Source organism: Rhodobacter sp. Har01 (assembly GCF_020564565.1).
Classification (GTDB): domain Bacteria; phylum Pseudomonadota; class Alphaproteobacteria; order Rhodobacterales; family Rhodobacteraceae; genus Pseudogemmobacter.
The window spans coordinates 150,866-172,976 of sequence record NZ_JAJCTD010000006.1 but is presented as its reverse complement, the minus strand read 5'-3'; the positions used below and the strand labels follow the sequence as shown (position 1 = coordinate 172,976).

The 22,111-nt window shown below is 67.3% G+C and carries 22 protein-coding genes; 4 read left to right on the top strand and 18 right to left on the bottom strand.

The features are described 5' to 3' along the window. Positions 1–22: 22 nt before the first annotated feature. From LHP98_RS15420 to LHP98_RS15410, 3 genes are read right to left on the bottom strand one after another with little or no spacing between them, the layout of a single operon-like run. Entirely contained in the window at positions 23–427 is a 405-nt protein-coding gene (locus LHP98_RS15420; RefSeq protein ID WP_227253436.1) for a hypothetical protein, read from the bottom strand. Between the two features lie 5 nt (positions 428–432). Continuing rightward, positions 433–768 carry a glycine zipper domain-containing protein gene (locus LHP98_RS15415; RefSeq protein ID WP_227253435.1) on the bottom strand — a complete coding sequence of 112 codons (336 nt, stop codon included), beginning with the start codon at positions 766–768 and terminating at the stop codon, positions 433–435. A 29-nt stretch (positions 769–797) separates the two neighbouring features. Beyond that, positions 798–2,717 (bottom strand): AI-2E family transporter, encoded by a 1,920-nt coding sequence (locus tag LHP98_RS15410; protein ID WP_227253434.1) that lies wholly within the window; start codon positions 2,715–2,717, stop codon positions 798–800. Positions 2,718–2,877: 160 nt separating this feature from the next. On the opposite strand from LHP98_RS15410, the gene LHP98_RS15405 reads away from it, so the two are divergent. Then, the gene (locus LHP98_RS15405) at positions 2,878–4,482 is read left to right on the top strand and encodes a GMC family oxidoreductase (protein ID WP_227253433.1); all 1,605 of its coding nucleotides are present in this window, start codon (positions 2,878–2,880) and stop codon (positions 4,480–4,482) included. Between the two features lie 3 nt (positions 4,483–4,485). On the opposite strand, the gene LHP98_RS15400 is transcribed toward LHP98_RS15405, so the two are convergent. From LHP98_RS15400 to LHP98_RS15370, 7 genes are all read right to left on the bottom strand, one after another. Next, on the bottom strand, positions 4,486–5,148 hold the full coding sequence (locus LHP98_RS15400) for a DUF1523 family protein (RefSeq protein WP_227253432.1): 663 nt from the start codon (positions 5,146–5,148) through the stop codon (positions 4,486–4,488). A gap of 12 nt (positions 5,149–5,160) precedes the next feature. Continuing rightward, positions 5,161–5,427 (bottom strand): hypothetical protein, encoded by a 267-nt coding sequence (locus LHP98_RS15395; RefSeq protein ID WP_227253431.1) that lies wholly within the window; start codon positions 5,425–5,427, stop codon positions 5,161–5,163. Continuing rightward, positions 5,424–6,821, bottom strand: coding sequence for a DUF6638 family protein (locus tag LHP98_RS15390; RefSeq protein ID WP_227253430.1), 1,398 nt, complete (start codon positions 6,819–6,821; stop codon positions 5,424–5,426). Before LHP98_RS15390 ends, LHP98_RS15395 begins: the two co-directional genes overlap by 4 nt. After that, positions 6,818–7,666 carry a hypothetical protein gene (locus LHP98_RS15385; RefSeq protein WP_227253429.1) on the bottom strand — a complete coding sequence of 283 codons (849 nt, stop codon included), beginning with the start codon at positions 7,664–7,666 and terminating at the stop codon, positions 6,818–6,820. Before LHP98_RS15385 ends, LHP98_RS15390 begins: the two co-directional genes overlap by 4 nt. After that, positions 7,663–9,591 carry an AAA family ATPase gene (locus tag LHP98_RS15380; protein ID WP_227253428.1) on the bottom strand — a complete coding sequence of 643 codons (1,929 nt, stop codon included), beginning with the start codon at positions 9,589–9,591 and terminating at the stop codon, positions 7,663–7,665. Before LHP98_RS15380 ends, LHP98_RS15385 begins: the two co-directional genes overlap by 4 nt. Positions 9,592–9,667: 76 nt before the next feature. Continuing rightward, the gene (locus LHP98_RS15375; RefSeq protein WP_227253427.1) at positions 9,668–10,792 is read right to left on the bottom strand and encodes a hypothetical protein; all 1,125 of its coding nucleotides are present in this window, start codon (positions 10,790–10,792) and stop codon (positions 9,668–9,670) included. After that, positions 10,793–11,863 (bottom strand): hypothetical protein, encoded by a 1,071-nt coding sequence (locus LHP98_RS15370; RefSeq protein ID WP_227253426.1) that lies wholly within the window; start codon positions 11,861–11,863, stop codon positions 10,793–10,795. 125 nt (positions 11,864–11,988) lie between these two features. On the opposite strand from LHP98_RS15370, the gene LHP98_RS15365 reads away from it, so the two are divergent. Next, on the top strand, positions 11,989–13,269 hold the full coding sequence (locus tag LHP98_RS15365) for an acetylornithine deacetylase/succinyl-diaminopimelate desuccinylase family protein (protein ID WP_227253425.1): 1,281 nt from the start codon (positions 11,989–11,991) through the stop codon (positions 13,267–13,269). Positions 13,270–13,441: 172 nt separating this feature from the next. Here LHP98_RS15365 and panC read toward each other — a convergent pair whose 3' ends face one another. Beyond that, complete coding sequence (gene panC, locus LHP98_RS15360; protein WP_227253424.1) at positions 13,442–14,281, bottom strand: pantoate--beta-alanine ligase; 840 nt, start codon at positions 14,279–14,281, stop codon at positions 13,442–13,444. Next, on the bottom strand, positions 14,278–15,108 hold the full coding sequence (panB, locus tag LHP98_RS15355) for a 3-methyl-2-oxobutanoate hydroxymethyltransferase (protein ID WP_227253423.1): 831 nt from the start codon (positions 15,106–15,108) through the stop codon (positions 14,278–14,280). Before panB ends, panC begins: the two co-directional genes overlap by 4 nt. A gap of 150 nt (positions 15,109–15,258) precedes the next feature. Between panB and LHP98_RS15350 the strand changes: the two genes are divergently transcribed. Further along, complete coding sequence (locus LHP98_RS15350) at positions 15,259–15,600, top strand: cupin domain-containing protein (protein WP_227253422.1); 342 nt, start codon at positions 15,259–15,261, stop codon at positions 15,598–15,600. Between the two features lie 57 nt (positions 15,601–15,657). On the opposite strand, the gene LHP98_RS15345 is transcribed toward LHP98_RS15350, so the two are convergent. Both LHP98_RS15345 and LHP98_RS15340 read right to left on the bottom strand, forming a co-directional pair. Beyond that, positions 15,658–16,575, bottom strand: coding sequence for a L,D-transpeptidase (locus LHP98_RS15345; RefSeq protein WP_227253421.1), 918 nt, complete (start codon positions 16,573–16,575; stop codon positions 15,658–15,660). Positions 16,576–16,728: 153 nt separating this feature from the next. Beyond that, on the bottom strand, positions 16,729–17,937 hold the full coding sequence (locus tag LHP98_RS15340) for an aminopeptidase P family protein (RefSeq protein WP_227253574.1): 1,209 nt from the start codon (positions 17,935–17,937) through the stop codon (positions 16,729–16,731). Between the two features lie 294 nt (positions 17,938–18,231). On the opposite strand from LHP98_RS15340, the gene LHP98_RS15335 reads away from it, so the two are divergent. Beyond that, entirely contained in the window at positions 18,232–19,233 is a 1,002-nt protein-coding gene (locus tag LHP98_RS15335) for a P1 family peptidase (protein ID WP_227253573.1), read from the top strand. Here the strand turns inward: LHP98_RS15335 and LHP98_RS15330 are convergent. The 4 genes from LHP98_RS15330 to LHP98_RS15315 all read right to left on the bottom strand — a co-directional run bounded on the left by LHP98_RS15330 (position 19,220) and on the right by LHP98_RS15315 (position 22,036). Further along, positions 19,220–19,660 carry a molybdenum cofactor biosynthesis protein MoaE gene (locus LHP98_RS15330; protein WP_227253420.1) on the bottom strand — a complete coding sequence of 147 codons (441 nt, stop codon included), beginning with the start codon at positions 19,658–19,660 and terminating at the stop codon, positions 19,220–19,222. The genes LHP98_RS15335 and LHP98_RS15330 overlap by 14 nt on opposite strands. Position 19,661: 1 nt before the next feature. Then, positions 19,662–19,910 (bottom strand): molybdopterin converting factor subunit 1, encoded by a 249-nt coding sequence (moaD, locus tag LHP98_RS15325; protein WP_227253419.1) that lies wholly within the window; start codon positions 19,908–19,910, stop codon positions 19,662–19,664. After that, on the bottom strand, positions 19,907–20,572 hold the full coding sequence (gene pgsA, locus LHP98_RS15320; RefSeq protein ID WP_227253418.1) for a CDP-diacylglycerol--glycerol-3-phosphate 3-phosphatidyltransferase: 666 nt from the start codon (positions 20,570–20,572) through the stop codon (positions 19,907–19,909). Before pgsA ends, moaD begins: the two co-directional genes overlap by 4 nt. A gap of 204 nt (positions 20,573–20,776) precedes the next feature. Beyond that, complete coding sequence (locus tag LHP98_RS15315) at positions 20,777–22,036, bottom strand: PAS domain-containing protein (protein WP_227253417.1); 1,260 nt, start codon at positions 22,034–22,036, stop codon at positions 20,777–20,779. Positions 22,037–22,111 lie beyond the last annotated feature (75 nt).

Genomic DNA, 22,111 nt, shown 5'->3' with positions numbered 1-22,111 from the left:
TGACTCGCGCATAGGGCGAGTCCTATCTGCGGCCGAAAAGCCGCAGGCCAAGCAGCAGGCCGGCCAGACCGGCGCCCGCCAGCGGCAGGCCCAGCGGGCGTTCGCGCATGTCCGCCTCGACCGCGCCGACCACACGGTTGACTTCCTGCACGACCCGGTCGATCCCTGCATCGTCGCGGCGACCGCGCGCCAGCAGCGCGAAAAGAACGGCCAGCACCGCCAGGCCGCCAGACAGGATCAGGGCCGCCTGCACCGGCGAGACCTGCGTGGCCAGCCAAAGACCGCCCGCCACCAGGGCTGCGGCCAGGGCAAAGACCGCACAGGCCAGCGCCAGCGCCAGCATCGTCAGTTTCCGCGCCAGCCGCTGCCGGCCGGCCACCATTGCTGCTTCGGCGATCAGAGACAGAAGCGTCAGCCGCGTCGACATCGCGGCTACCTCCGCGCCAGAAGCAGCCCCAGCACCATGCCGATGCCGGCCGCGGTGACCAGCGCGCGGGTCGGCTTTTCGCGGACAAAGCCCTCGATCTCGGCCTGGGTGCCGGCAAACCGGGCGCGGCCGGCGTCCAGTGCGGCCTTGGCGCCCTCGCCCAGCGCTGCCGAGCTGGCCTGGCCGACGCCAGACAGCGCCTTGCCCAGATCGGCCACCTCGGCCTGCAACCGGGCCAGTTCCAGCTTCAGCGCCGAGGCCGTGGCCGGGTCCAGCGCACCAAGGATGTCGTCCAGCCGGTCCGTCGTCGCGGTCGCCTCGGGGTTTGGTTTGCGGGCCATCTTGTCCTCCTTCGTCAGGGTTGGTTGGGTCACGCGGCGTCGGCGGCGCGGCGGCGCGGCTTCAGGGCGGCCCGCTTGCGCGGCGCATCGATCCGGCGCGGTTCGGCACGCTTCAGGATCGCCGCCACCGCTTCCTCCATCGTGGTCGACACGAAGTCGGCGCCGATCTCCTCGACCTCGGCCAGCTTCTCGCGGGTGGCGGGGGGTGGCATCAAGGCCGCGTCGGGTGTCTTGCGCAGGTCCGGCGGCAACTGCCAGATCACCACGCCCACGCGCATCTTCGGCGCCAGCCGCTTGATCCGTTGCACATGCAAGAGCGAGGCCCGGCTGGGCGAGGGGTCAAGAAAGCACAGCACCAGGCAATCCAGGGCTTCGGGGTGCAGATCGACCAGCCGCGCCGGTGCCAGGACGTCGGCACCATGCGACCGCACCTCGGCCCCGGTGATGCCGGTCACCTGCGCCAGCATCGCGGCCGAAACCGCATCGGCATCCCACCGCCCGCCGACACAGGCCACTCGCAACCCCTTGCCCGAAGGCGGCGCGTCGGCGTCTTCGCCGGCCTCCGCCTGCGCCTCTTCGGCTGCCAAAGCGGTCAGGTTCGCCACCATCTCCTGCGCCGTCGCGGCCAGTCGCAGCTCCTGCTCGCGCGTCAGCACGCCGCGATCGCGGTCATCCTGCGCCTTCAGCAGCGCGGGCAGCGCGGTGGCCTGGTACCAGGCGGCCAGGTCCTCGTCCTCCAGCGCCTCTTCTGCGGCAAAGGTTGCCTCGGTCGCATCGCCCGCCAGCAGCCGCTGGTACAGCCGCATGTGCGGATGCAGCACCGGCTCATCCCCGAACAGGATGTCGAACATCTCGAACTGCGGCAGGTGGCGGCCCAGCACCACCAGGCACACCGTCAAGGGCGTCGACAGCACCAGCCCCAGCGGCCCCCAGAGGAACGTCCAGAAGATCGCCGCGACAATGATCGCCAGCGGGCTCAGGCCGGTGCGCGAGCCATAGACCCAGGGCTCGACCAGGTTCGAGGTGACCGTCTCGACCGTGCCGAACAGCGCCAGCGTCCACAGCACGGCGGACCAGTCGGGCGACACGGCAAAGGCCAGGAACAGCGGAAACGCCGCCGCCAGGACCGAGCCGACGTAAGGCACGAACCGCAGCACCAGCGTCAGCACGCCCCAGAGCAGCGCGTTCGGCACGCCGATCAGCCACAGGCCGATGCCGATGGGAACGGCGTAGATCAGGTTCACCAGAAGCTGGATCAGCAGGTAGTTGGCGACCCGCGACCCCGCATCTTCCAGCACCTCGGTCATCCGGTGAATGTCCTGCGATCCTGCCAGCCGGATGAACCGGTCGCGCAGCTGGTCGCGCTCCAGCAGCATGAAGATCACCACCACGACGACAAGCCCGGTCATCGCGATCGGGCTCAGCAGCGGGCCGACGATGTTCTGCAACATCTGCAGCGCGTTCGACCGTTCGACCACCTCGACCGGCATCGGCCCGCTCGCGGCTCCGGCCTCGGCGGGCAGGGCGCGGCCGATCTCGGCGTTGATCGCCACCACCATGTCGGTCACGCGGGCGATCAGCCCGCCGCCCTGCCCCGATTCCTTGAGGCTGTTCAGCTTGGCCAGGATATTGGCCTGGAACTCGGGCAGGTTCTGCGCCAGTTGCCCCACCTGCAAGGCCACGACCAGCGAGAAGGCACCGATCAGCAGAAACGCCAGCGTCACCGACAGGATCACCGACAGCGTCTTCGACAGCCCCCGGCGACGCAGGACTGACACCAGCGGCGACAGTGCAAAGGTGATCAGCATGGCCACCGCAAGGGGCAGGAACACGTCGGCCGCCAGGGCCAAGACGGCGGCGACGCCGACGATGGTGACCATCCGCGGCAGGGTGATGCGTCTGCCCGCTGCGTCGGTCGCCAGCGTGCCTGCTGAATCGGTCTCACGCATTCTGGCAACCGTCCCCGCTGTCCCCCGCCGGCCCCCCGCCGAACGCGTCGCTTCCCGATAACGCCAGAGCGGCCTTTCAGTTCCCCCGGCTGCTCTGGCGGCTGCAGTGACGAAGCGTCAGGCTTCCGTGCGTGGCCGGCCTCCCCTAGTCTGCCCGGTCATGGAGTTCGATTACGTCATCGCCGGCGGCGGGTCGGCAGGCTGCGTGCTGGCCGCGCGCCTGTCCGAAGACCCGCGCGTCCGCGTCTGCCTGGTCGAGGCCGGGGGGCAGGCGCGCGATTTCCTCGTCCGCGCGCCGGCGATGGTGGCGGCCCTGGTCTCGGGCCGCCCGCCGCTGCACAACTGGGCCTTGCACACCGTGCCGCAGCCCGGCCTGAACGGGCGGCGCGGGTTCCAGCCGCGCGGCCGGGGCTTGGGCGGCAGTTCGGCGATCAATGCCATGCTCTACATCCGCGGCACGCCCGCCGATTATGACGCCTGGGCCGAGGCCGGCGCCACCGGCTGGGACTGGGCCAGCGTCCTGCCGTGGTTCCTGCGCGCCGAAGGCAACGTGCGCGGCGCCGGTCCCTTCCACGGCGCAGATGGCCCGCTGCAGGTGGGCGACCAGCGCCATCCCCGCGCCATCACCCGCGCCTTCATCGCCGCCGCCGGCGAATGCCAGCTGCCCGAAAACCCCGATTTCAATGGCACCGAGCAGGAAGGTGCCGGCCTCTACCAGGTCACCCAGTTCCATACCGGCCCGCGCAAGGGCCAGCGCTGCTCGGCCGCCGCCGGCTACCTGCACCCGGTCATGGGCCGGCCCAACCTGACCGTGCTGACCTGGACCCGCGCCATGCGTCTGCTGTTCGACGGTCGCCGTGCCACCGGCCTGGTGGTCCGCAACACCGGCGGCGAAACCGTCCTTTCCGCGCGGCGCGAGGTGATCGTCTCGCAAGGCACCTTCGGCTCGCCGCAGCTTCTGCTGCTGTCCGGCATCGGACCCGAGGACGAACTGCGCGCCCATGGCATCGCGCCGGTCCACATCCTGCCCGGCGTCGGCGCGAACCTGCAGGACCATCTGGACTATACCATAAGCCACACCTCGCCCCGGCCCGATGTGGTGGGCCTGAACCCGCGAGGTCTGATGCGGCTGTTCAAGGCCGGCCTGCGCTGGCGCCGCTCGGGCGAGGGACTCTTCGCCTCACCCATGGCCGAGGGCGCGGCCTTCCTGCGGTCAACGCCCGACCAGCCCCAGCCCGACCTGCAGATCCACTTTGTCATCGGCATCGTTGACCAGCACATGCGCCGCCTGCACGCCGCCGACGGCTGGTCCGCCCACATCTGCGCCCTGCGCCCGCACAGCCGCGGAACCGTGGGCCTGACCTCGGCCAACCCCCTTGCCCCGCCCCGCATCGACCCAGGCTTCCTGTCTGACCCGCGCGACCTGCCCCTGCTGATGACCGCCGCCCGCAGGCTGGAGACAATCCTTGCCGCCCCGCCGCTGGCCCCCTGGCGCGGAGCCCGGCTTTACCCGCATGACGGCAGCGATGCGGCACTCGAGGCCGACATCCGCGCCCGCGCCGACACCATCTACCACCCCGTCGGCACCTGTCGGATGGGCCAGGACGCCATGGCAGTCACTGACCCGGACCTGCGGGTGCGCGGCCTGCAAGGCCTGCGCGTGGTGGACGCCTCGGTGATGCCCGGCCTGATCGGCGGCAACACCAACGGCCCCACCATCATGATCGCCGAACGCGCCGCCGCCCTGATCCGCGGCAGCGCCTAGGCCCTACTTGCGCTTGCTGCGCCAACTGCCCAGCCAGCCGGAGAACCGGCCCCAGACACCCTTGACCTCGTCCATCGCCGCATCCGCGCCGGCGTCGATGCGGTCAAAGGTCGGGTCCACCGCCCGTTCGCGGAACTGCAGCCACATCCGCCGGATCATGAACACCACAAAGGCCAGGAAGGTCAGGATCACGATGTTCACCCAGGGAATGATCGACACATCCGGCCCCGCGACCGGCGCGATCTTCACCGCGTTCGGGAACACCGACAGCCATTCCAGCCGCCAGCCGTAATGCGTGATCGACACCCATTGCGGGGTGGCCTTCTCGGTCTTGAGGTTTGTCGCCTCGGCTTGCAGGGTGCTGCTGTCCCACTTGAAGTAGGGCGGCCAGATCCAGCCGGTATCCTCATTGCGGTAGACCATCACGGTCGAGCCGTCCGGATAGACCGCATCGATGAAGCGGATGTCGCGCTGCGCCGTCTCGGTCTCGGTGCCGGTGCCGGTATCGCCGCTGGAATAGAAGATCCAGTTCGCCCCGATCGGCGTCACCTTGTTGTAGGTGTTGATGATCTGCACCACGTCATGCTGCGGCAGCGTGTAATGCAGGAAGGCCCCCAGGATCAGCACCAGCACGATCCGGAAGCCCCATTTCACCTTGGTCCACATCTCGGGCCCCTTTTACCAGTTGATGACATAGGCCACGACAGCGGCCACCGTCAGCGGCAGGATATAGATAAGCCACAGGAGCCGTCTTTTCAGCCCGTGGTCGTATTCTTTCATCCCTTCGGCGATCCAGGCATCCCGGTCGCCCTCAAGGCCCTCCGACACCCAGCGCTTCTCCAGCTTCTCGCGCCGCACGCTGCGGGAATAAAGCGAGACGAAGAAATAGATGATGGTCAGCCCCACCAGAGCCATGGCCATCAACCGCAACCATCCGATGATCATCCGCGTGTCCTCGTGCTGCCCCATGGACCGGCCACGGTGTCACCGCCCCAGGGTCCTGCCACATTGCGCAAGCCGCGCGTGGCCTTCGGGCCTTCCTTCATCTGCGGTCTGGCCAGTTCATCCATCCGCGGCTCCGGGCCGAACAGCGCCTCGCGGGCGCCTTCCCTGTCCACCTGATACTCCCGCGCAAGGAAATCCGCCACATAGGACTTCTTCGCCTCGGACCATGTAACGTAGTCCTCGTAGAACCGTTCCTTATGGGTGATGAACATCTGCCGCACGTCCATCGGGGCCAACTCGCTCAGCAGCATGTTCACCAGGTCGCGGTCTTTGCCCCCCCGCGCCCGCAATGTGTAGAAATACGCCGGATGCTCGCTGGAAATCCGCGGCCAGGGCCCGCCGCCCTCGACCCAGGCCAGCATCGCCGCCAGCCCCAGGAATTCGTCGGGCAAGGCCGTGCCAATCCGGTAGGCCACCTTGCGCAGCTCGGTCCGCCGGGCGTCACCGATCTCGATCCCGAGACGATCTGCCGCATCCACCAGGATGAAGTCCATCTTCTGCCGCAGGATCGCGCCGGCATCGGTGTTGCGGGCCTGCACGATGGGTTCGACCAGCTGGTTGCGGTCCAGCCAGTCGGCAATGTGGTTGCGGTGGGAGAAGTCCATCACCTGCGGAATCGGCACCTGCCCCAGGCTGGCAACGGGCAGCCGCGAAATCGCCGCCGGGAACTTGACGTCGCGAAAGATGTAGACGCCGCCGAAGAAGCTGGTCCAGAAGTTGCCCTGCTCGAAGGTCATCGCCGGCAGGCTGATCGGCACCCGCGTCACGTCGCCGGTCTTCTTCGCCAGCCCGATCATCTCGGTGATCAGCGCGTCATCCCGCCAGCCGTCCGGCTCGCGCCGGAACCGCTCGATCAGCGCCGCCAGCTTCCCCGCATCCGCCACATGCCCGCCGATGGTGTCGGCTTCCACCGTCACCTGCCGGATATCAAACAGCTTGGCCGGCGCATCCACCGCATAGACCGAGCCCTGCAATTCCCCCGCCACCACATCGCGCGCGGTCAGCGCAAACAACTGCGCCTCGTTCTTGTCGATGAACTGCGTGAGGATGCCGCGCGAAGTGGAAAACCGGATGTTCAGCAGCGGAGCATCCTTCTGCGCCGTGGTCAGCAGGATGAACTGCCGGTTCGCCCCGTTCGGATTGAGGTACAAGGGATCGCCAAACTCGTCGCCGATCTCGGGGCTATACCCCGACAGGTCGATATGGAAATCCTTGAGCGCGGTTTCCTTGCCGGCCAGATGCTTGAGCGCCCGGTTGTAACGGTCCACCAGCTGAGGCGAGGACACCTCGATCAGGTTCCCGAACATGAGGCCTTTGGCGATGAGGCGGTTCATTGCGTTACCCTTGGCATTCCAAATGTTCCACTTCGAAACGCTTCGATTGCATCGCTAAGCGAGCGGATGGAGTTGGTTAAATCCATTGCCCTCGCGCGAACTCTGCCTGCTGGAGAAAGTCGATCCGAAATTATCGCCATCTCACGCAGAATCTGCAAAGTCTGTTCAAGGTGGATCCGCAGAAATGGATTGTCTTCCAGAGAATATCCGCTCATTCGGCGTGCCATGACGGCGCTATGCATTTCAAGGCAGATCGACAAGAACAGCTTTCGCATAGCCGCCGCAGCATCCTTAATTGCGAATACTATGGAAGAAGCCTCAAACACTCGAAACTCACAGCGATCCAATCCCACCTCAGCGCCGGGCTTAGTCATCACATATCTAAGATCGAGAAATCTTGGGTCCATGACAAGTTTTACGAACATGGACTGAAGCTCATTAAACTCTTCATCTGCTTCTTTCTCAACCATTCTACGCTTTTCGTCCTGCAGTATCGCAATCTGCGCATCTAGTGCACGCACTTGTGCGCCCTGCGCATCGGCCATAGCCATAAATTCTTTTCGCTGTGCGCGGAGTTCCATGCTCTGTTGAATTACCGAAGCAACCACCCAGATCAGTGTCAGCGATCCTACAAACCCCGCCAGAGTGTCTCCCAGTTCGTTCGGACGTCCGGAGAGGAAATGTTCATATCGCGTCGACTCGATGCCATCCTGCTCGGTAACTTCGTTTGCCAAGGTCCAAGTAAACCACGCGAACCCAACCGTGGCCACAACGGCAAACCCAAGCGGCCAGAAGGCTAGCGCCATTTTCCAAAATGGTCTGTCCTCTGCGGCCTCCTCGATCACCCCTTCCCCTCCAGATACCGCCGTTTCGCCTCTTCCATCCGCCGCATGTCCCGCACGGCCCCTTCAATCGCCGCCTCGTCCGACTTGTCGGCATAGCGGAACTCAGAGTCGGCGTAGCGGTTGATTTCCTGGATCACCATCTCGACGGTGATGGGGGTCATCAAGGCCCGGATCATCGCCATCTTCTCGTCATAGGGCTTGAACAGGAACAGCTCCGGCTCGGCCATCCATTCGTCGGGCAATTCGAAATCCATCGCCCGCACCTTCACCGCATCGGTGATGTTCTTCACCGCCCGCCCGGTGAAGCGCTCGTCCACCGCCTGGATCGCCTTCAGATAGGCCCCCAGCTTGGCGATGGTGTCGAGCGGCCCCAAGTCCTTTGCGGCCGCCTCCCAGACCCGCAGCAGCCCCTCTTCATGCGGCCGCGCATAGCCTTCGAACGACGCCGCCACCGCCCGGCGAATCTCTTGGGCCGCGAACAGCTTGTGGTCGCCCACCGGGATCGCGTGCCCCTTGCCCAACAGCAGCGCCAGGATGTCGATGTAATCCTCGCGGCTTTGCGGCCCGTCCACCAGGAACCGCGCCCCGGCCCGCTGGCGCAAGGCGTCGTCCACGTTCTCGGGATAGTTCGAGAACATCCCGAACGTGCAGTTCCCCCGCACCACCGTGCCCGCCCCGGCAAAGGCCTGCATGAAGACCGCCGTCACCTCCTGCTGCCCGGCGCTCGACTGCCGGTCCCCCCGCTTGCCCGCCACCTGGTCGATGTCGTCGATGGTGCCGAACCCGATCACCCCCGGGTCGAGCACCGCGTCGATGAAGGCCTTGGCGTTCTGCCCCGACTTGCCCTGATAGCTGTCGATCTGGTCGATCGAGAAGTTCTGGTAGCGGAACGGATACCCCGCCGCCTTGCAGTAGCCATCCAGCAGCCCCGCCATCATCTGGATCAGCGTGGTCTTCCCCGTCCCCGGCTTGCCATCGCCCATGAAGGTGAAGATGAACCCGCCCAGTTCGGCAAAGGGGTTCAGCCGGCGCTCGAAGTCATAGGCCATCAGCATCTTGGCCAGCCGCATCGCCTGATACTTGGCGATGTGGTTGCCCACCACTTCCTCGGGCTTCTTGAACGCCATCACCAGCGCGCCGCCCTTGGCCGCCCGCGCCGGCTTGAACCCCGCAATCGCCAGCCCGTCCGCCTCGACCTTCCACGACCCGGCCGTGAACACCGACACCCGCGCCCCGTTCTCGGCCCGGATCGCGACCTTCTTCATCAGCGCCTCGGCAAACCCCGAGATCACCGCCACCAGCCGCGCATCATCGCTGGCCAGGGCCGCAATGTCCTGGTCCAGCTCCCACAACGCCCCCTGCAACGCCAGCGGAGCGTTGTCGGTCAGCACCTCCTCGACCTCGCCCAGTTCCACCGTGACCGGCGTCACATGCGGGGCAATCAGGAACGCGCAGGCATTGGCAAAGGTGAACAGCACCACCAGCGCCTCGCCCTGCAGCAACTCGCCGAACTCGGCCCGCTTCGCCTCGGGCACCCGCCCCTCCAGGTTCGCCCGCTTCAACTCGGCCAGCCCCGACTGGGCGGCAAAGGTCTCGCCCATCGCCAGCGCAATCGCCAGCGCGCGGCGCAGCACGTTCAGCGATGCCGCCTGCACCGGCGACACCAACCCGTCCGACAACCCCTCCACCCGCTCGGCAACCCGCACGCCCCCCGGCCGCGCGGTGGACCGGGTCGCCATCCCCACCACGGTGGACCGGAACCGCGGCCGCCCGCCGATGCCCGGAGACCGCTCCGCCACCGGCGCCTCGACCAGGGCCTTCGCCAGACGCGGCGCATGGTCGAAGCCCGACAACAGGCCCAGCGCCGCCTCGTACTGCGCCCGGATCGCCTCTTCCTTCAGCTCCATCGTGTCGCGCGTGCTCATCGGCCCCTGCCCATTTCATCTGTCCTCAAATATCCCGGGGGTCCGGGGGCAGCGCCCCCGGTGGCCAGCCCAATGCCTAGACACCGGGAATAAGCCGCCCCCCGGCCCCCACCACGAACTTGCGTATCCTGCGCAACCCCGCCGGGTTCTGCTCGACCAGCACCTGATAGGGTCGCTCCGGCAGCACGATCATCCGCTCCAGGCTGGTCGTCCCGCTGTCGGCCCCCGCCACCGGGTCCAGCTTGTAGATCTGCTTGACCCGGGACGAGAACCAGCCGTCCTTGACCGCCTCTTCCCGGTCGCTCACCAGGTCCTCCACCGTCCAGACCAAGGCCCAGTCCTGCCCCTCGGGCGCCTTGGCATCCTCCAGCACCTTGGAAATCGGCCCCGATTGCAGGGTGAAGCTGGCCGAATACATCGGCCCCAGGGTGATCCGCCGCAGCCGCTTCGGATGCAGGTCCTCGAAGTCGGCGTCGAACCCGGTGGCGATGGTCAGAAGCTTCAGCCCCCCCACCGACTGCGCCAGCACCTTCTGCTGCAGGGGCGGCCAGCGGTAGTCGTCATTGGGCAGAGGCTTCGACCCCGAATCCTCCAGGTCCATCAGATAGACCACCGGCAGGTTCACCTGCCCGTCCCAGACCGCCCAATGCACCAGATAGTGCCGCCGCTCGCCCGCCTTGCCGATCCATTGCGCATCGGCATCGTTGCGGGCCCAGAACAGCCCGCCCGCCTTCAGCGCCTCGAAATACAGCCGCTGCGACAGGGCGTATTGCAGCCCCGCCGGAATCTTCAGCTCGCCGACGATGGTGCGGACCATGCGGTCCTTCAACTCCGCCTCGGACGCCATGCCGGCCAGGTGCTTGTCGGCCTGGCTTGCATCCAGCGCCATCACCATCAGCTCCTGCGCGACCGGAAAGCCCGACTCATGCCGGTCGATGGTCAGCCGCGGCGCCGCCTCCGCCTTGCCGGTCATCAGGTACTTGTGGTTCAGCGCCCGGAAGGTGGCGATGATCCCGCCCAGATAGGCGCCCAGCACCTTGGTCTCGGTCCGGCTCAGCCGCCCCTCGGTCTCAAGCTCGGCCGCGATCCGGGGGAAATACCCCCCGATCCGGCCGAACTTGGCGAAATAGCGCGCCGCGATGCCCGGGTCGTACAACTCGGCATGGTCGCGGACCAGCGCTTCCTTGACCTCGTCGCCCACTCAGGCCCCGTAGGCGTTCTTGTCGTGCTTCTCGACAATCGCTGCAAACCGCCGGGCAAAGCGCTCATCCGCCTTGGCCTTCTGTTCCAGAATCTGCCGGGCAAACACCATCTGGCCCTCATGCGCCTCCAGCATGTCGGCCATCTTGTCGTTGGTGGCCGCCCCGATGGCCGCCATCGCCGCCTGCGCCTCCTGGTCGGTCTTGACCCCGATCTCGTTGATCCGGTGCGCCACGTCCTGCTGCTCGGCCGTCTTCAACGAAGACGTCAGGGCATCATACAGCACCACCCGCTGCTTGGTATCGGTCTGCAACTTGTTGATCAGCACAAGCTGCGTCGCCGCCTGGTTGGTCAGGCTGTCGACCCAGGTCTTGCCCTTCTCGATGTAGCGCTCCAGCGTCTGGCTGCGGGCGATCTGCACCTGTTCGTCCTGCACCAGCGCGTTGTGCCTGGCGTTCAGGTTCGCCAGCTCGGTCTCCAGCTTCGTGCGCGCCGCCGCATCGGTTTCCACCGCGATCTTGTTCTCCAGCTCGATGATCTGCGGGTCCAGCGCGGCAATGTCCTTGCGCACCTTGTCCAGCGCCCCCACCGTCGCCTCTCGGTCGGCCAGCGTGGACGACAGGTTCACCTCGACCCGCCCCTTCTGGGTGGTCAAAAGGTTCAACTGCCCCTGCAAGAGCTTCACGATCACGTCCGATTTCGAGATCAGGTCCTGCAGCTTGTCGTCAATCGTCGCATCCCGCAGCCGCTCATGCCGCATCGATTCCGCTTTGGCGGCCGAAAAGATGCCGATGAAGCTTTCCATCCCGGTCTTCGACCGCATCTCGGCGAACTCCGATGAAAACGCCGCCGTCACATCGTCCAGCCCCATGATCAGCTCGGCGATATTGGCGTTCATCACCTCGGTGTGCTTGTGCACATCCTCCAGCGTGGCGTTTTCCACGTCGATGGCGATGCCCTGGTCCAGCTTTTCCCGCGCCTTGTCGATGGTCTCGGTGATCGCGCTGATCTTCGCCTGCGCCGTCGCCACCTGCTCCTGGCTTTCCTTGATCTGAGCCTCGAAATCCGCCATCGAAAGCCTCCTCTGCGGGCTATGGGTCAAAACGTTCTGCACATAAGAATGTAACGATGAATTACATCCCCTTCGACGGGGAATTCTCGTTGCCCGCAAGCCCCCCTGCAAGGCATCCTTTCCCCATGTCCGACGCCGACATTCTTGCAGCAGTCGAAACCCGACGCCAAGACCTGATCGGTCTGGCACAAGACCTCGTGCGCATCCCCACCCTCAACCCGCCCGGCCTGAACTACCGCCAGATCTGCGACTACCTCGGCACCCGCCTGCTGGCCCAGGGCTGGGAGGTGGACTATGTCCGCGCCCTCGGCGCGCCCGGCGACAGCGACCGCTACCCGCGATGGAACATGGTCGCGCGGTTCCAGACCGGCCCCGGCCCCTGCCTGCACTTCAACTCGCACCACGACGTGGTCGAGGTCGGACAGGGCTGGACCCGCGACCCCTTCGCCGGCGAGGTGGACGGCGACCGCCTCTACGGCCGCGGCGCCTGCGACATGAAGGGCGGCCTCGCGGCATCGGTGATCGCCGCCGAGGCCTTCCTGGCAACCCGGCCCGGCTTCCGCGGCGCGGTGGAAATCTCGGCCACGGCCGACGAGGAATCCGGCGGCTACGGCGGCGTCGCTTACCTCGCCGAACGCGGCTGGTTCAACCCCGACCGGGTGACCCACGTCCTGATCCCCGAACCGCTGAACAAGGACCGCATCTGCCTTGGCCACCGCGGCGTCTGGTGGGCCGAAGTGGAAACCCACGGCCGCATCGCCCATGGCTCGATGCCCTTCCTCGGCGATTCAGCCATCCGGCACATGGCCGCCGTCCTGGACGAGATCGAGAACAAGCTCACCCCCGCACTGGCCACCCGCACCACCGCCATGCCCGTCGTCCCCGAAGGCGCCCGCTCGTCCACCCTGAACATCAACTCGATCCACGGCGGGCAGGTGGAACCGCTTCCGGGCGACACCTCGCTGCCCGCGCCCTGCGTCGCCGACAGCTGCCGCATCGTGCTGGACCGCCGCTTCCTGATCGAAGAGGCGCTGCCCGAGGTGAAATCCGAAGTCACCCGCCTGCTCGATGACCTGACCCGGGCTCGCCCCGGCTTCCGCTACTCGATCCGCGACCTGTTCGAGGTTCACCCGGTGATGACCGATCGCGCCGCCCCCGTTGCGGCCGCGACCGCCCGCGCCGTCGAACGGGTCCTCGGCCGCCTCCCGGACTTCATCGCCTCGCCCGGCACCTATGACCAGAAGCATATCGACCGCATCGGCCGGCTGAAGGACTGCATTGCCTACGGCCCGGGCCTCTTGCACCTGGCCCACCAGCCCGACGAATGGGTGGGCGTGCAGGACATGCTGGACAGCGCCAAGGTCATGGCCCTTGTCCTGGCCGACCTCCTGGCCCCACCGGTGTGATTCAGTCGAGCGGCTTCGCCGCAAGCCTTTTGTCTCGCCTCTGCGGCTTGCGCCGCAACCGGCTCGGGGCGGCCTCCGGCGGGGGTATTTGCCGCCAAGGTGAAAGCCCGTCAGCTTCATCTTGGTCCAAATACCCCGGGGTCCGGAGCGCCCCGGGGTGTCCGCCCCGCGCCTAGACCGGGATGTTGTCGATCAGCCGCACGCCATCCAGCCAGGCCGCCGCCAGCATGCGGCGCGGGCGCGCGGGGTCGTCCGAGGGCATCAGCGTCTCGGCATCGCGCAACTCGATGTATTCCACCCGCTCGAACCCCGCCGCCCGCATCGTCTCGGCCGCCTCGCGGATCGCCATGCGGTCGGACTGGCCGGCGCGGATGTCCTTTGCGGCCGCGCTGATCGCGGCGTAAAGCACCGGCGCCTTCGTCCGACCCTCGGGCGTCAGCCGCACGTTGCGGCTACTCATCGCCAGGCCGTCGGTCTCGCGGATCGTCTCGCAGCCCACCACCTCGACGGCCATGTTCAGGTCGCGCACCAGCCGCAGCACCACCTGCAGCTGCTGCCAGTCCTTCTGGCCGAAGTAGCCGCGGTCGGCCAGGGTCATCCCGAACAGCTTGGTCACCACCGTCGCCACGCCGTCGAAATGGCCCGGCCGCATGTGGCCCTCCAGCGGCTGCGCCACCCCGGCCATGCTGACCGTGGTGATGAAGCCCTCGGGGTAGACCTCCTCGGGACCGGGCGCGAAGATCGCGTCCACCGGAACCGTCGCCAGCAGCGCCGCATCCGCCGCCTCGGTCCGGGGGTATTTCTTCAGATCCTCGGGGTTGTTGAACTGCTTGGGGTTGACGAAGATCGTCGTCACCACCCGGTCGCACTCGCGCCGCGCCCGCCGCGCCAGAGACAGGTGCCCGTCGTGCAGCGCGCCCATCGTCGGCACCACGCCCACCGTCTGCCCGGCCTTGCGCCAGACCCGCGCCAGGGCGCGCATCTCGGCCACCGTCCGCAGGATCGGGATCATTTCTTCACCGGCACTTCGTCGGGGAAGGCATGTTCGTCCGCCGGGAAGCTGCAGTTGCGCACCTCGGCCGCGTAGGCCGCAATCGCCGCGTCAGCCGTCTTACCCAGTTCCGCATAGCGTTTCACGAACTTCGGCCGGAAGTCGGTGAACAGCCCCAGCATGTCATCGACCACCAGCACCTGCCCGTCGCAGGCCACCCCGGCGCCGATGCCGATGGTCGGGATCGATAGCGCCGAGGTGATCCGCGCCGCCAGCCCCTGCGGAACTTTCTCCAGCACCACCGAGAAGGCCCCCGCCGCCTCGACCGCCTTGGCGTCGGCCATCACCTTCGCCGCCTCGTCGGCGCGGCCCACCACCTTGTAGCCGCCCAAAGTGTTCACCGATTGCGGCGTCAGGCCGACATGCGCCATCACCGGCACGCCGCGGGCGGTCAGGAAGGCAATCGTCTCGGCCATGTGGACCCCGCCTTCCAGCTTGACCGCCGGCGCGCCGGTTTCCGCCATCAGGCGGGACGCATTGCGGAAGGCTTGCTGCGGGTCTTCCTCATAGGACCCAAAAGGCATGTCGATCACCACCATGGCCTTCTGGCAGCCGCGCATCACCGCGCGCCCGTGCAGGATCATCATCTCCAGCGTCACCCCCAGGGTGGACGGCAACCCGTGGATCACCATCCCCAGGCTGTCGCCCACCAGCGCGATGTCGCAATGCGCGTCCACCAGCCGCGCCATCGGCGTGGAATAGGCGGTCAGCACCACCAGCGGCTCGCCGCCCTTGCGGGCGCGGATGTCGGGCGGCAGGACGGGCCTGACCGGGGAAGTTGCGCTCATGCGGCGGGACTCCGGGCTTTGCAGACTGCCCGCAATAAGGGCACAGCCGGGCCAAGGGTGCAAGGAATTAGCGCTGCACTGCAGCGCCGCCAATCGGCTTGACGCCCCGGCCCCGCCGCGGCCCTATGGACGGCGAAGAGCGGAGGCCCCATGTCCCTGATCCAGCGCATCTCTCGTGACCGCGTCACCCCGGAAACCACCCGCCCCGATCCCGCCAAGGTGCTGGCCGGCGACCCGGTCCACACCACCTGGAACCTGGTCGAGGACGACGGCCTGTACTGCGGCCTGTGGCAATCCACCCCGGGCAAGTGGCGGGTGGCCTATGTGGAATGGGAATATGTCCACATCCTGCAAGGGCATTCGATCCTGACCGCGGCGGACGGGACCGAAACCCGGCTGCGGGCGGGCGACAGCTTCGTGATCCGCCCGGGGTTCGAGGGCACCTGGGAGGTGGTCGAGACCACGCTCAAGGACTACGTCATCCGGACCTGACGGCCGCAACGCAAAGGGCCGCCCGGCGGGGCGGCCCTGTCTCCGCCGGACGGCGGCTCAGCCGTTCGTTGCGCCGGTTTCGGCCGCCGCGGTTTCCAGAACCGGGCAGTCCTCGGCGGCAATGCCCTTGCGCTTGCAGCTGGAAAGGCGCTTCTTCTCGGCCTTTTCGGCCGCGATCCGGGCCTCTTCCGCTTCTTTCGCCTGGCGCTCGGCCTCGCGCTTCTCGTACTCCGCGATCTCGACCAGCTCTCTTTCCCGCTGGGCAATGGCCTCGGGCGTTTCCGGCACGACGCGGCCAAAGGCGTCGTCCATCATCGGACCTTCGATCGCCAGGCTTTCGTCCAGCGACCGCACCTTGACCCTGGTTCCGGTGTCGGCGCGGGCATAAAGGTCCATCGCATCCTGGTTGAACAGCCGGATGCAGCCGGCGCTGGTGGCCCGGCCGATGGAAGAATTCTCGATGGTGCCGTGGATGCGGAACATCGTGTCGCGGCCGCCGCGGTACAGATACAGCGCCCGCGCGCCCAACGGGTTTTCAAGGCCCCCCGACAAACCGCCGGCATAGGCGGCGTAAAGGTCGGGACGCGAGCGGATCATGTTCGCGGTGGGCTGCCACGACGGCCATTCCCGCTTGCGCCCGACATAGCCGCGTCCCTTGAACGTCAACCCCTCGCGGCCGACCGCGATGCCATAGCGGACGGCCCGGCCACCCTCCATCACCCAGTACAGCTTGCGCGCGAAGACATCGACGACGATCGAGTTCGGCGGGTCGTCGGCGGTATAGGCCACCTCGGTCCGGGTATTGCCCTCGACCAGGTATTTCGGGTCGACCGCAGGGATCAGGAATTCACCGTCCTGCACCGCCTCATAGCCCGGCAGGGTGGCCGGCGGGCCCTCCGTCCTGGGGGGGGCGCCGCAAGCGGCAACAAGAGGCAGGGCCAGAACGGCCACAAGGCGGGCAAGACTGAAGGACACTTTGAGACTCGGGGGTTGAGGGGCAGCTGTGAGCCGCACCTTGGCCCAAGGGGGGGGCTGGGCGTCAAGCCCCCGCGTCACGCAATTGTCAACAAAACACCCCGGGCCTTGCGTCCGGGGTGCGTTTTGTTGCGTTTTCGGCACCGATAGCGGTCAGCCGACCACGTTGAACCCCGGTCCATAGGGGTAATGCGTGATGTCCTCGGCGCCGTCTTCGGTGATCACCAGGATGTCGTGTTCGCGGTAGCCTCCTGCCCCCGGCTCGCCATCGGCGATGGTCAGCATCGGCTCCATGCTGATCACCATGCCGGGTTCCAGCACGGTGTCGATGTCCTCGCGCAGTTCCAGCCCCGCCTCGCGGCCGTAGTAGTGGCTGAGAACGCCGAAGCTGTGGCCATAGCCGAAGGTGCGGTATTGCAGCATCTGCCGCTCGGCCAGGAACTCGTTGATCTGCGCGGTGATGCCCGAGCAGCTGGCGCCGGGCACCAGCAGGCTCATCCCGAATTCATGCGCGGCGATGTTCGCCTCCCAGACCCGCAAGGACGCCGGATCGACCTCGCCCACGAACAGGGTGCGTTCCAGCGCGGTGTAATAGCCGCTGATCATCGGAAAGCAGTTCAGCGACAGGATGTCGCCGCGCTTGAGTTTCCGGTTGGTCACCGGGTTGTGCGCGCCGTCGGTGTTCAGCCCCGACTGGAACCAGACCCAGGTGTCGCGGTACTCGGCATCGGGAAAGCGCTTGGCAATCTCGCGCTCCATCGCGTCGCGGCCGGCCATGGCGACCTCAAGTTCCGTCACGCCCTCGCGGATGGCGTCGCGGATGGCATGGCCGCCCACGTCGGCCACGTTGGCGCCGTGCTTGATAAGGGCGATCTCGGCCGGGGACTTCAGCATCCGCTGCTGCATGGTGGCGGCGCTGATGTCCACGCCCTTCTTCGGCTGCAGGAAGGTGTTCAGCTTCTCGGCCCGCTCCATGGTCAGGTGGTCGGCCTCGCAGCCGATGACCTTGCCGGTGCCGGTGATGCCGGCCACCACGCGCCAGAAGTTGTCGCGCTTCCAGTCGGTATAGGTGATGTTGTCGCCGATGCTGCGCCGCCAGGGCTGGCCCGCGTCGATGCCGGCGCTGACGGTGATGCACTCGGTCGCGGTGACCACCGCCGCATAGGGCCGGCCAAAGCTGCAATAGAGGAAGCCCGAGTAATAGGCGACGTTGTGCATGCTGGTCAGCACCACGGCATCCAGGCCGTGCAGCTCCATGATGTCGCGCAGGCCGGCCAGGCGGTCGTGGTATTCCTCGTCCGCAAAAGGCAGCGCGTCCTTGCGGCCGCCGTTGTGGAAGCGATACTGTTCGGGACGGTTCAGTGTCATGTCAGACCCCTTGAGACGGGGCCACACGCGAAGCGGACCCCGAAAGGTCCCGGCGTGCAGGACGGATGCGGGCAGGCCCGCAAGCGGCGGGGCATCTGCCCCTGTGGCGACGCCATCGCCACGGCTCGCCGCGCAAGATGCCGGAAGGCCGACCCTGGCGCAAGGGGCAAGCGCGGTGATCCAGCGGAGCCGCGTTCCGCGGCAGGTCTTTTGCCTCGCACAACCGGCTTGCGCCGGTCGCGCTCAGGCGGGACTGCCGCTATGCTGGGGAAAATCACGGAGGCGTCGATGCGGCCGGGGCCGTTGAACTTGATCACCGATGTGGCCGGTGTGCGTGTGGGCAATGCCTGTGACGCGCGCCTGCGCTCGGGCGTCACGGTGGTGACGGCGGAACGGCCGTTTGTCGCCGCGGTGCATGTGATGGGCGGGGCGCCGGGCACGCGCGAGACCGACCTGCTGGCGCCGGACCGGCTGGTGCAGCAGGTGGATGCGCTGGTGCTGTCGGGCGGGTCGGCCTTCGGGCTGGACACCTGTTCGGGGGTGATGCAGGGCCTGCGCGCGGCGGGGCGCGGCTTCGCCGTCGGCCCGGTGCGGGTGCCCATCGTGCCCGGGGCCATCCTGTTCGACCTGCTGAACGGCGGCGACAAGGATTGGGTCGAAAACCCCTATCCGGCCCTTGGGCAGGCCGCGCTGCGCGCGGCTGGCAGCGCCTTCGCGCTTGGGACGGCAGGGGCCGGGTTTGGTGCGCTGACCGGGGTGTTGAAGGGCGGCCTCGGCTCGGCCTCCTGCGTGCTGCCCTCGGGCATCACGGTCGGGGCCCTGGTGGCGGTGAATGCGCTGGGGTCCGCCACGGTGGGCGAAACCGGGCAGTTCTGGGCGGCGCCCTTCGAGGAAGGCGCCGAGTTCGGCGGCCTTGGCCCGGCGCCTTTTGCCGCTCTGCCGGCGCCCCAGCCGCAAAAGCAGATGGGCGAGGCGACGACGCTTGCGGTGGTGGCCACCGACGCCGCCCTGACCAAGGCGCAGGCCCAGCGGATGGCCGTGGCGGCGCATGACGGCATGGCCCGGGCGCTGGTGCCCTCGCACACGCCCTTGGATGGCGATCTGGTCTTTGCGCTGTCGACCGGGGCGCGGCAGATGGCCGATCCGCTGCTGGACGGGTTCCAGATCGGCCATGCCGCCGCCACCTGCCTGGCCCGGGCGATTGCCCGCGCGATCTACCTGGCGCGGCCGCTGCCGGGCGACCTGCAACCCTGCTGGCAGGCCGTCTTTGGCCCGCCTACCAGCGCCTGAGCGCGGCCTCGTCCTCGTCCTTTGCGGCCACCCATTCGGCCCCATCGGCGCCGATCTCCTTCTTCCAGAACGGCGCGCGGGATTTCAGGTAGTCCATCAGGAATTCGGCCGCGTCGAAGGCATCGGCCCGGTGCGGCGCGGCGGTGGCGACCATCATGATCGCCTCGCCCGGCGCCAGCCGCCCGAAGCGGTGGATCACCAAGGCGTCGACCAGCGCCCAGCGCTGGCTGGCCTCGCTGGCCATGGCGCGGATCGCGCGTTCGGTCATGCCGGGGTAATGCTCGATCTCCATCGCCGCAAGCGCGCCGCCGTTGTCGCGCACCAGGCCGGTGAAGGTGACCACCGCCCCTGCGCCGCCGGCGGCAGCGGCAAAGGCCGCCGCCTCGGCGCCCAGGTCGAAGGCCGCGGACTGGACCGCGACCCGCATCTCAGCCCCCGGTCATCGGCGGAAAGAAGGCCACCTCGCGCACTCCGGCCAGGGGTGCATCGAACGACGACAACTCCTGATCCAGCGCCACCCGCAGGCTGGCGAGATCGGCAAAGGCCAGGGCATAGCGCTCTTCGCGGGCCTTCAGCTCTTCGACCAGGGCCGCAACGGTGGGGGCGGCCGTCTCGATCCGCTCGCGCGGCAGGCCGATGCGTTCGCGCACCCAGGCGAAATAGAGGACGTCGATCACTTGTCCTCCTTCAGGAATGGCAGGGCCTTGGAGAAATACTCCCACCCGGTCACCGCCGTCAGCCCCGCCGCGATCCAGATCAGGGCCAGGCCAAGCAGGTTCGCATAGGAGGCGCAGCCCCACTTGACGCAGGCGCGTACCGGGTCGGCCTCGCCCTGGCTGACCAGCACGTTGTATTCGTCCAGCGTCATCCCGCGCAGCGCAACCCCGTTCAGGTATTCGAAGCCGGTTCCCAGGAACAGCACGGCAATCGCCACCATCTGCGCGGTGGTCTTCCACTTGGCCAGCTTGGTGACCTTCAGTGTGGTGGACTTGGCGCCCAGATACTCGCGCAGGCCCGAGACGAAGACCTCGCGGAACAGGATCACGGTCGCGGGCAGGATCAGCCAGGGGTTCATCCCGTTGTAGCCGGTGATGACCATGATCGCGATCAGCACCATGGCCTTGTCGGCGATCGGGTCCAGCATGGCGCCGAACTTCGATTCCTGTTTCCACAGCCGGGCCAGGTAGCCGTCGAAGTAATCGGTGATCGCCGCCGTGACGAACAGCGCCAGCGCAAACCAGTCGGCCCAGGGGCGGTGGAAATACAGAAACATCACGGCCACGCCGGGGGCGGCCAGCAGGCGCAGGACCGTCAAGGTGTTCGGGATCGTCCAGATCATGACCGAATTGGTAGCCCATGCGCCGGGGCGAGGGAAGAGCGGGCAAAGCACCGCGCGCCGTCTGACCCGCGGCCCTTGCGGCGGAACGGCACCGTCAGACCTGGACCGGACAAGCCGCGAACGGGCCGAATCCGCACCGGCAGGATGGGTTCCGCAAGGCAGGCCGCGGCAGGCAGCGACGGGCCGGGGCCGCGGCGGGCCGCGTCACTCGGCCGCGATGGCCGCCGAGGCACCGACGCCGCGCAAGGCAGCCAGACCGTGGTCGATCGACAGGGTACGGTCCATCATCACCTTGAGGCTGTTCGAGATCGACGCCTGCACCGTGTCGATGCGGTCGATGGTGGCGGTCAGCGCGTCCTGGCTTTCGGCGGATTTGCGGCTTTCCACCCGGGCCAGGATGCGGATCGTGTCCAGGCCAAGGATCATCCGCCGCAGGTCGTTGCTGGCCTCGTTCAGCACGGCAGCCAGCCGGGCCGCCTCGTCCAGCGAGGCACGGGCGCGGGCAAAGTTGGAATCGCGCACGCCTTCCAGCATTGCCCGTTCGACGCGCCGCTCGACCCCTTCGTAATAGCCCATCTGGCGGTCATAGGTGACCACCAGTTCTTCCTGCAGCCGGGCGCAGCCCGACAGGATAAGGCTTCGGCGCACGGCCTTGGCCATCTGTGCGCAAAGGTTGGTCTTGCCCGAGACGAAACTGGACAGCCGGCGGGCGATCTCTTCCGAGGCGATCTTGTAGTTCACCGAGATCTGGCTCAGCGGGCCGCCCTGCGGTTCCAGCCGGGCCGCGGCCAGACGCATGTTGACCGGCAGGATCAGCAGGTCGGCAAAGCGCGCGATCAGCTTGGCCTGTTCGGCGAGGGTCTCTTCCAGCAGCGACACCAGCGACACCTGCGCCTCGATCGAGCGGTCGTCGGCACGCCGAAGCTCGCTGTTGCGGGCGCGGCTTTCTTGCGTCAGCGCATGGGCGGCGAAGGCATCGTAGGCCGAGAATCCCAGTTCGGAAAGCCGCGCCAGCAGCGCCTCGGCAGAGGCTTCGGGCGTCAGCCCCTCGGCCTGCTCGCTTTGCCGGTGCCGGGCGTAGAGGGCCTTCACCTGCTCGAACAGCGGGCTGGACGGGCGCAGACGGACCGAGAAGAAGCCGCCGTCGCAGGGCATGGCCGCGGCCAGCACCCAGTAAGAGCCGCCATCCTTGCGGCGGTTCTTCACATAACCCACCGCCGGTTCGCCCTGCTTCAGCAGCGACCAGAACAGATGGAAAAAGCCCTTGGGCATGTCGGGGTGGCGAATCAGCCGGTGCGGCGCGCCGATCAGGTCACGCCAGTCGATGCCGGCCATCCGCTGGAAGACGCCGTTACCCGAGGTGATGACCCCGCGTTCATCGGTGCGGGAATAGATCAGCTCGTGGAACTCGAAGCAGGCTTCCAGCGAGGTCTGGATCAAGGAATCGGGCGGCTGGCCGGACATCTGCTTCACCGTTTTGGGACTTGCGCCCCAAGCGATAGCGCGGCTTTCGTTACCATCCGGTTTCCGCGCGGCCGG

Coding starts and splice junctions, on each gene's coding strand:
- LHP98_RS15420 (WP_227253436.1), bottom strand. CDS start 427: ATGTCGACGCGGCTGACGCTTCTGTCTCTGATCGCCGAAGCAGCAATG.
- LHP98_RS15415 (WP_227253435.1), bottom strand. CDS start 768: ATGGCCCGCAAACCAAACCCCGAGGCGACCGCGACGACGGACCGGCTG.
- LHP98_RS15410 (WP_227253434.1), bottom strand. CDS start 2,717: ATGCGTGAGACCGATTCAGCAGGCACGCTGGCGACCGACGCAGCGGGC.
- LHP98_RS15405 (WP_227253433.1), top strand. CDS start 2,878: ATGGAGTTCGATTACGTCATCGCCGGCGGCGGGTCGGCAGGCTGCGTG.
- LHP98_RS15400 (WP_227253432.1), bottom strand. CDS start 5,148: ATGTGGACCAAGGTGAAATGGGGCTTCCGGATCGTGCTGGTGCTGATC.
- LHP98_RS15395 (WP_227253431.1), bottom strand. CDS start 5,427: ATGATCATCGGATGGTTGCGGTTGATGGCCATGGCTCTGGTGGGGCTG.
- LHP98_RS15390 (WP_227253430.1), bottom strand. CDS start 6,821: ATGAACCGCCTCATCGCCAAAGGCCTCATGTTCGGGAACCTGATCGAG.
- LHP98_RS15380 (WP_227253428.1), bottom strand. CDS start 9,591: ATGAGCACGCGCGACACGATGGAGCTGAAGGAAGAGGCGATCCGGGCG.
- LHP98_RS15370 (WP_227253426.1), bottom strand. CDS start 11,863: ATGGCGGATTTCGAGGCTCAGATCAAGGAAAGCCAGGAGCAGGTGGCG.
- LHP98_RS15365 (WP_227253425.1), top strand. CDS start 11,989: ATGTCCGACGCCGACATTCTTGCAGCAGTCGAAACCCGACGCCAAGAC.
- panC (WP_227253424.1), bottom strand. CDS start 14,281: ATGATCCCGATCCTGCGGACGGTGGCCGAGATGCGCGCCCTGGCGCGG.
- panB (WP_227253423.1), bottom strand. CDS start 15,108: ATGAGCGCAACTTCCCCGGTCAGGCCCGTCCTGCCGCCCGACATCCGC.
- LHP98_RS15350 (WP_227253422.1), top strand. CDS start 15,259: ATGTCCCTGATCCAGCGCATCTCTCGTGACCGCGTCACCCCGGAAACC.
- LHP98_RS15335 (WP_227253573.1), top strand. CDS start 18,232: ATGCGGCCGGGGCCGTTGAACTTGATCACCGATGTGGCCGGTGTGCGT.
- LHP98_RS15330 (WP_227253420.1), bottom strand. CDS start 19,660: ATGCGGGTCGCGGTCCAGTCCGCGGCCTTCGACCTGGGCGCCGAGGCG.
- pgsA (WP_227253418.1), bottom strand. CDS start 20,572: ATGATCTGGACGATCCCGAACACCTTGACGGTCCTGCGCCTGCTGGCC.
- LHP98_RS15315 (WP_227253417.1), bottom strand. CDS start 22,036: ATGTCCGGCCAGCCGCCCGATTCCTTGATCCAGACCTCGCTGGAAGCC.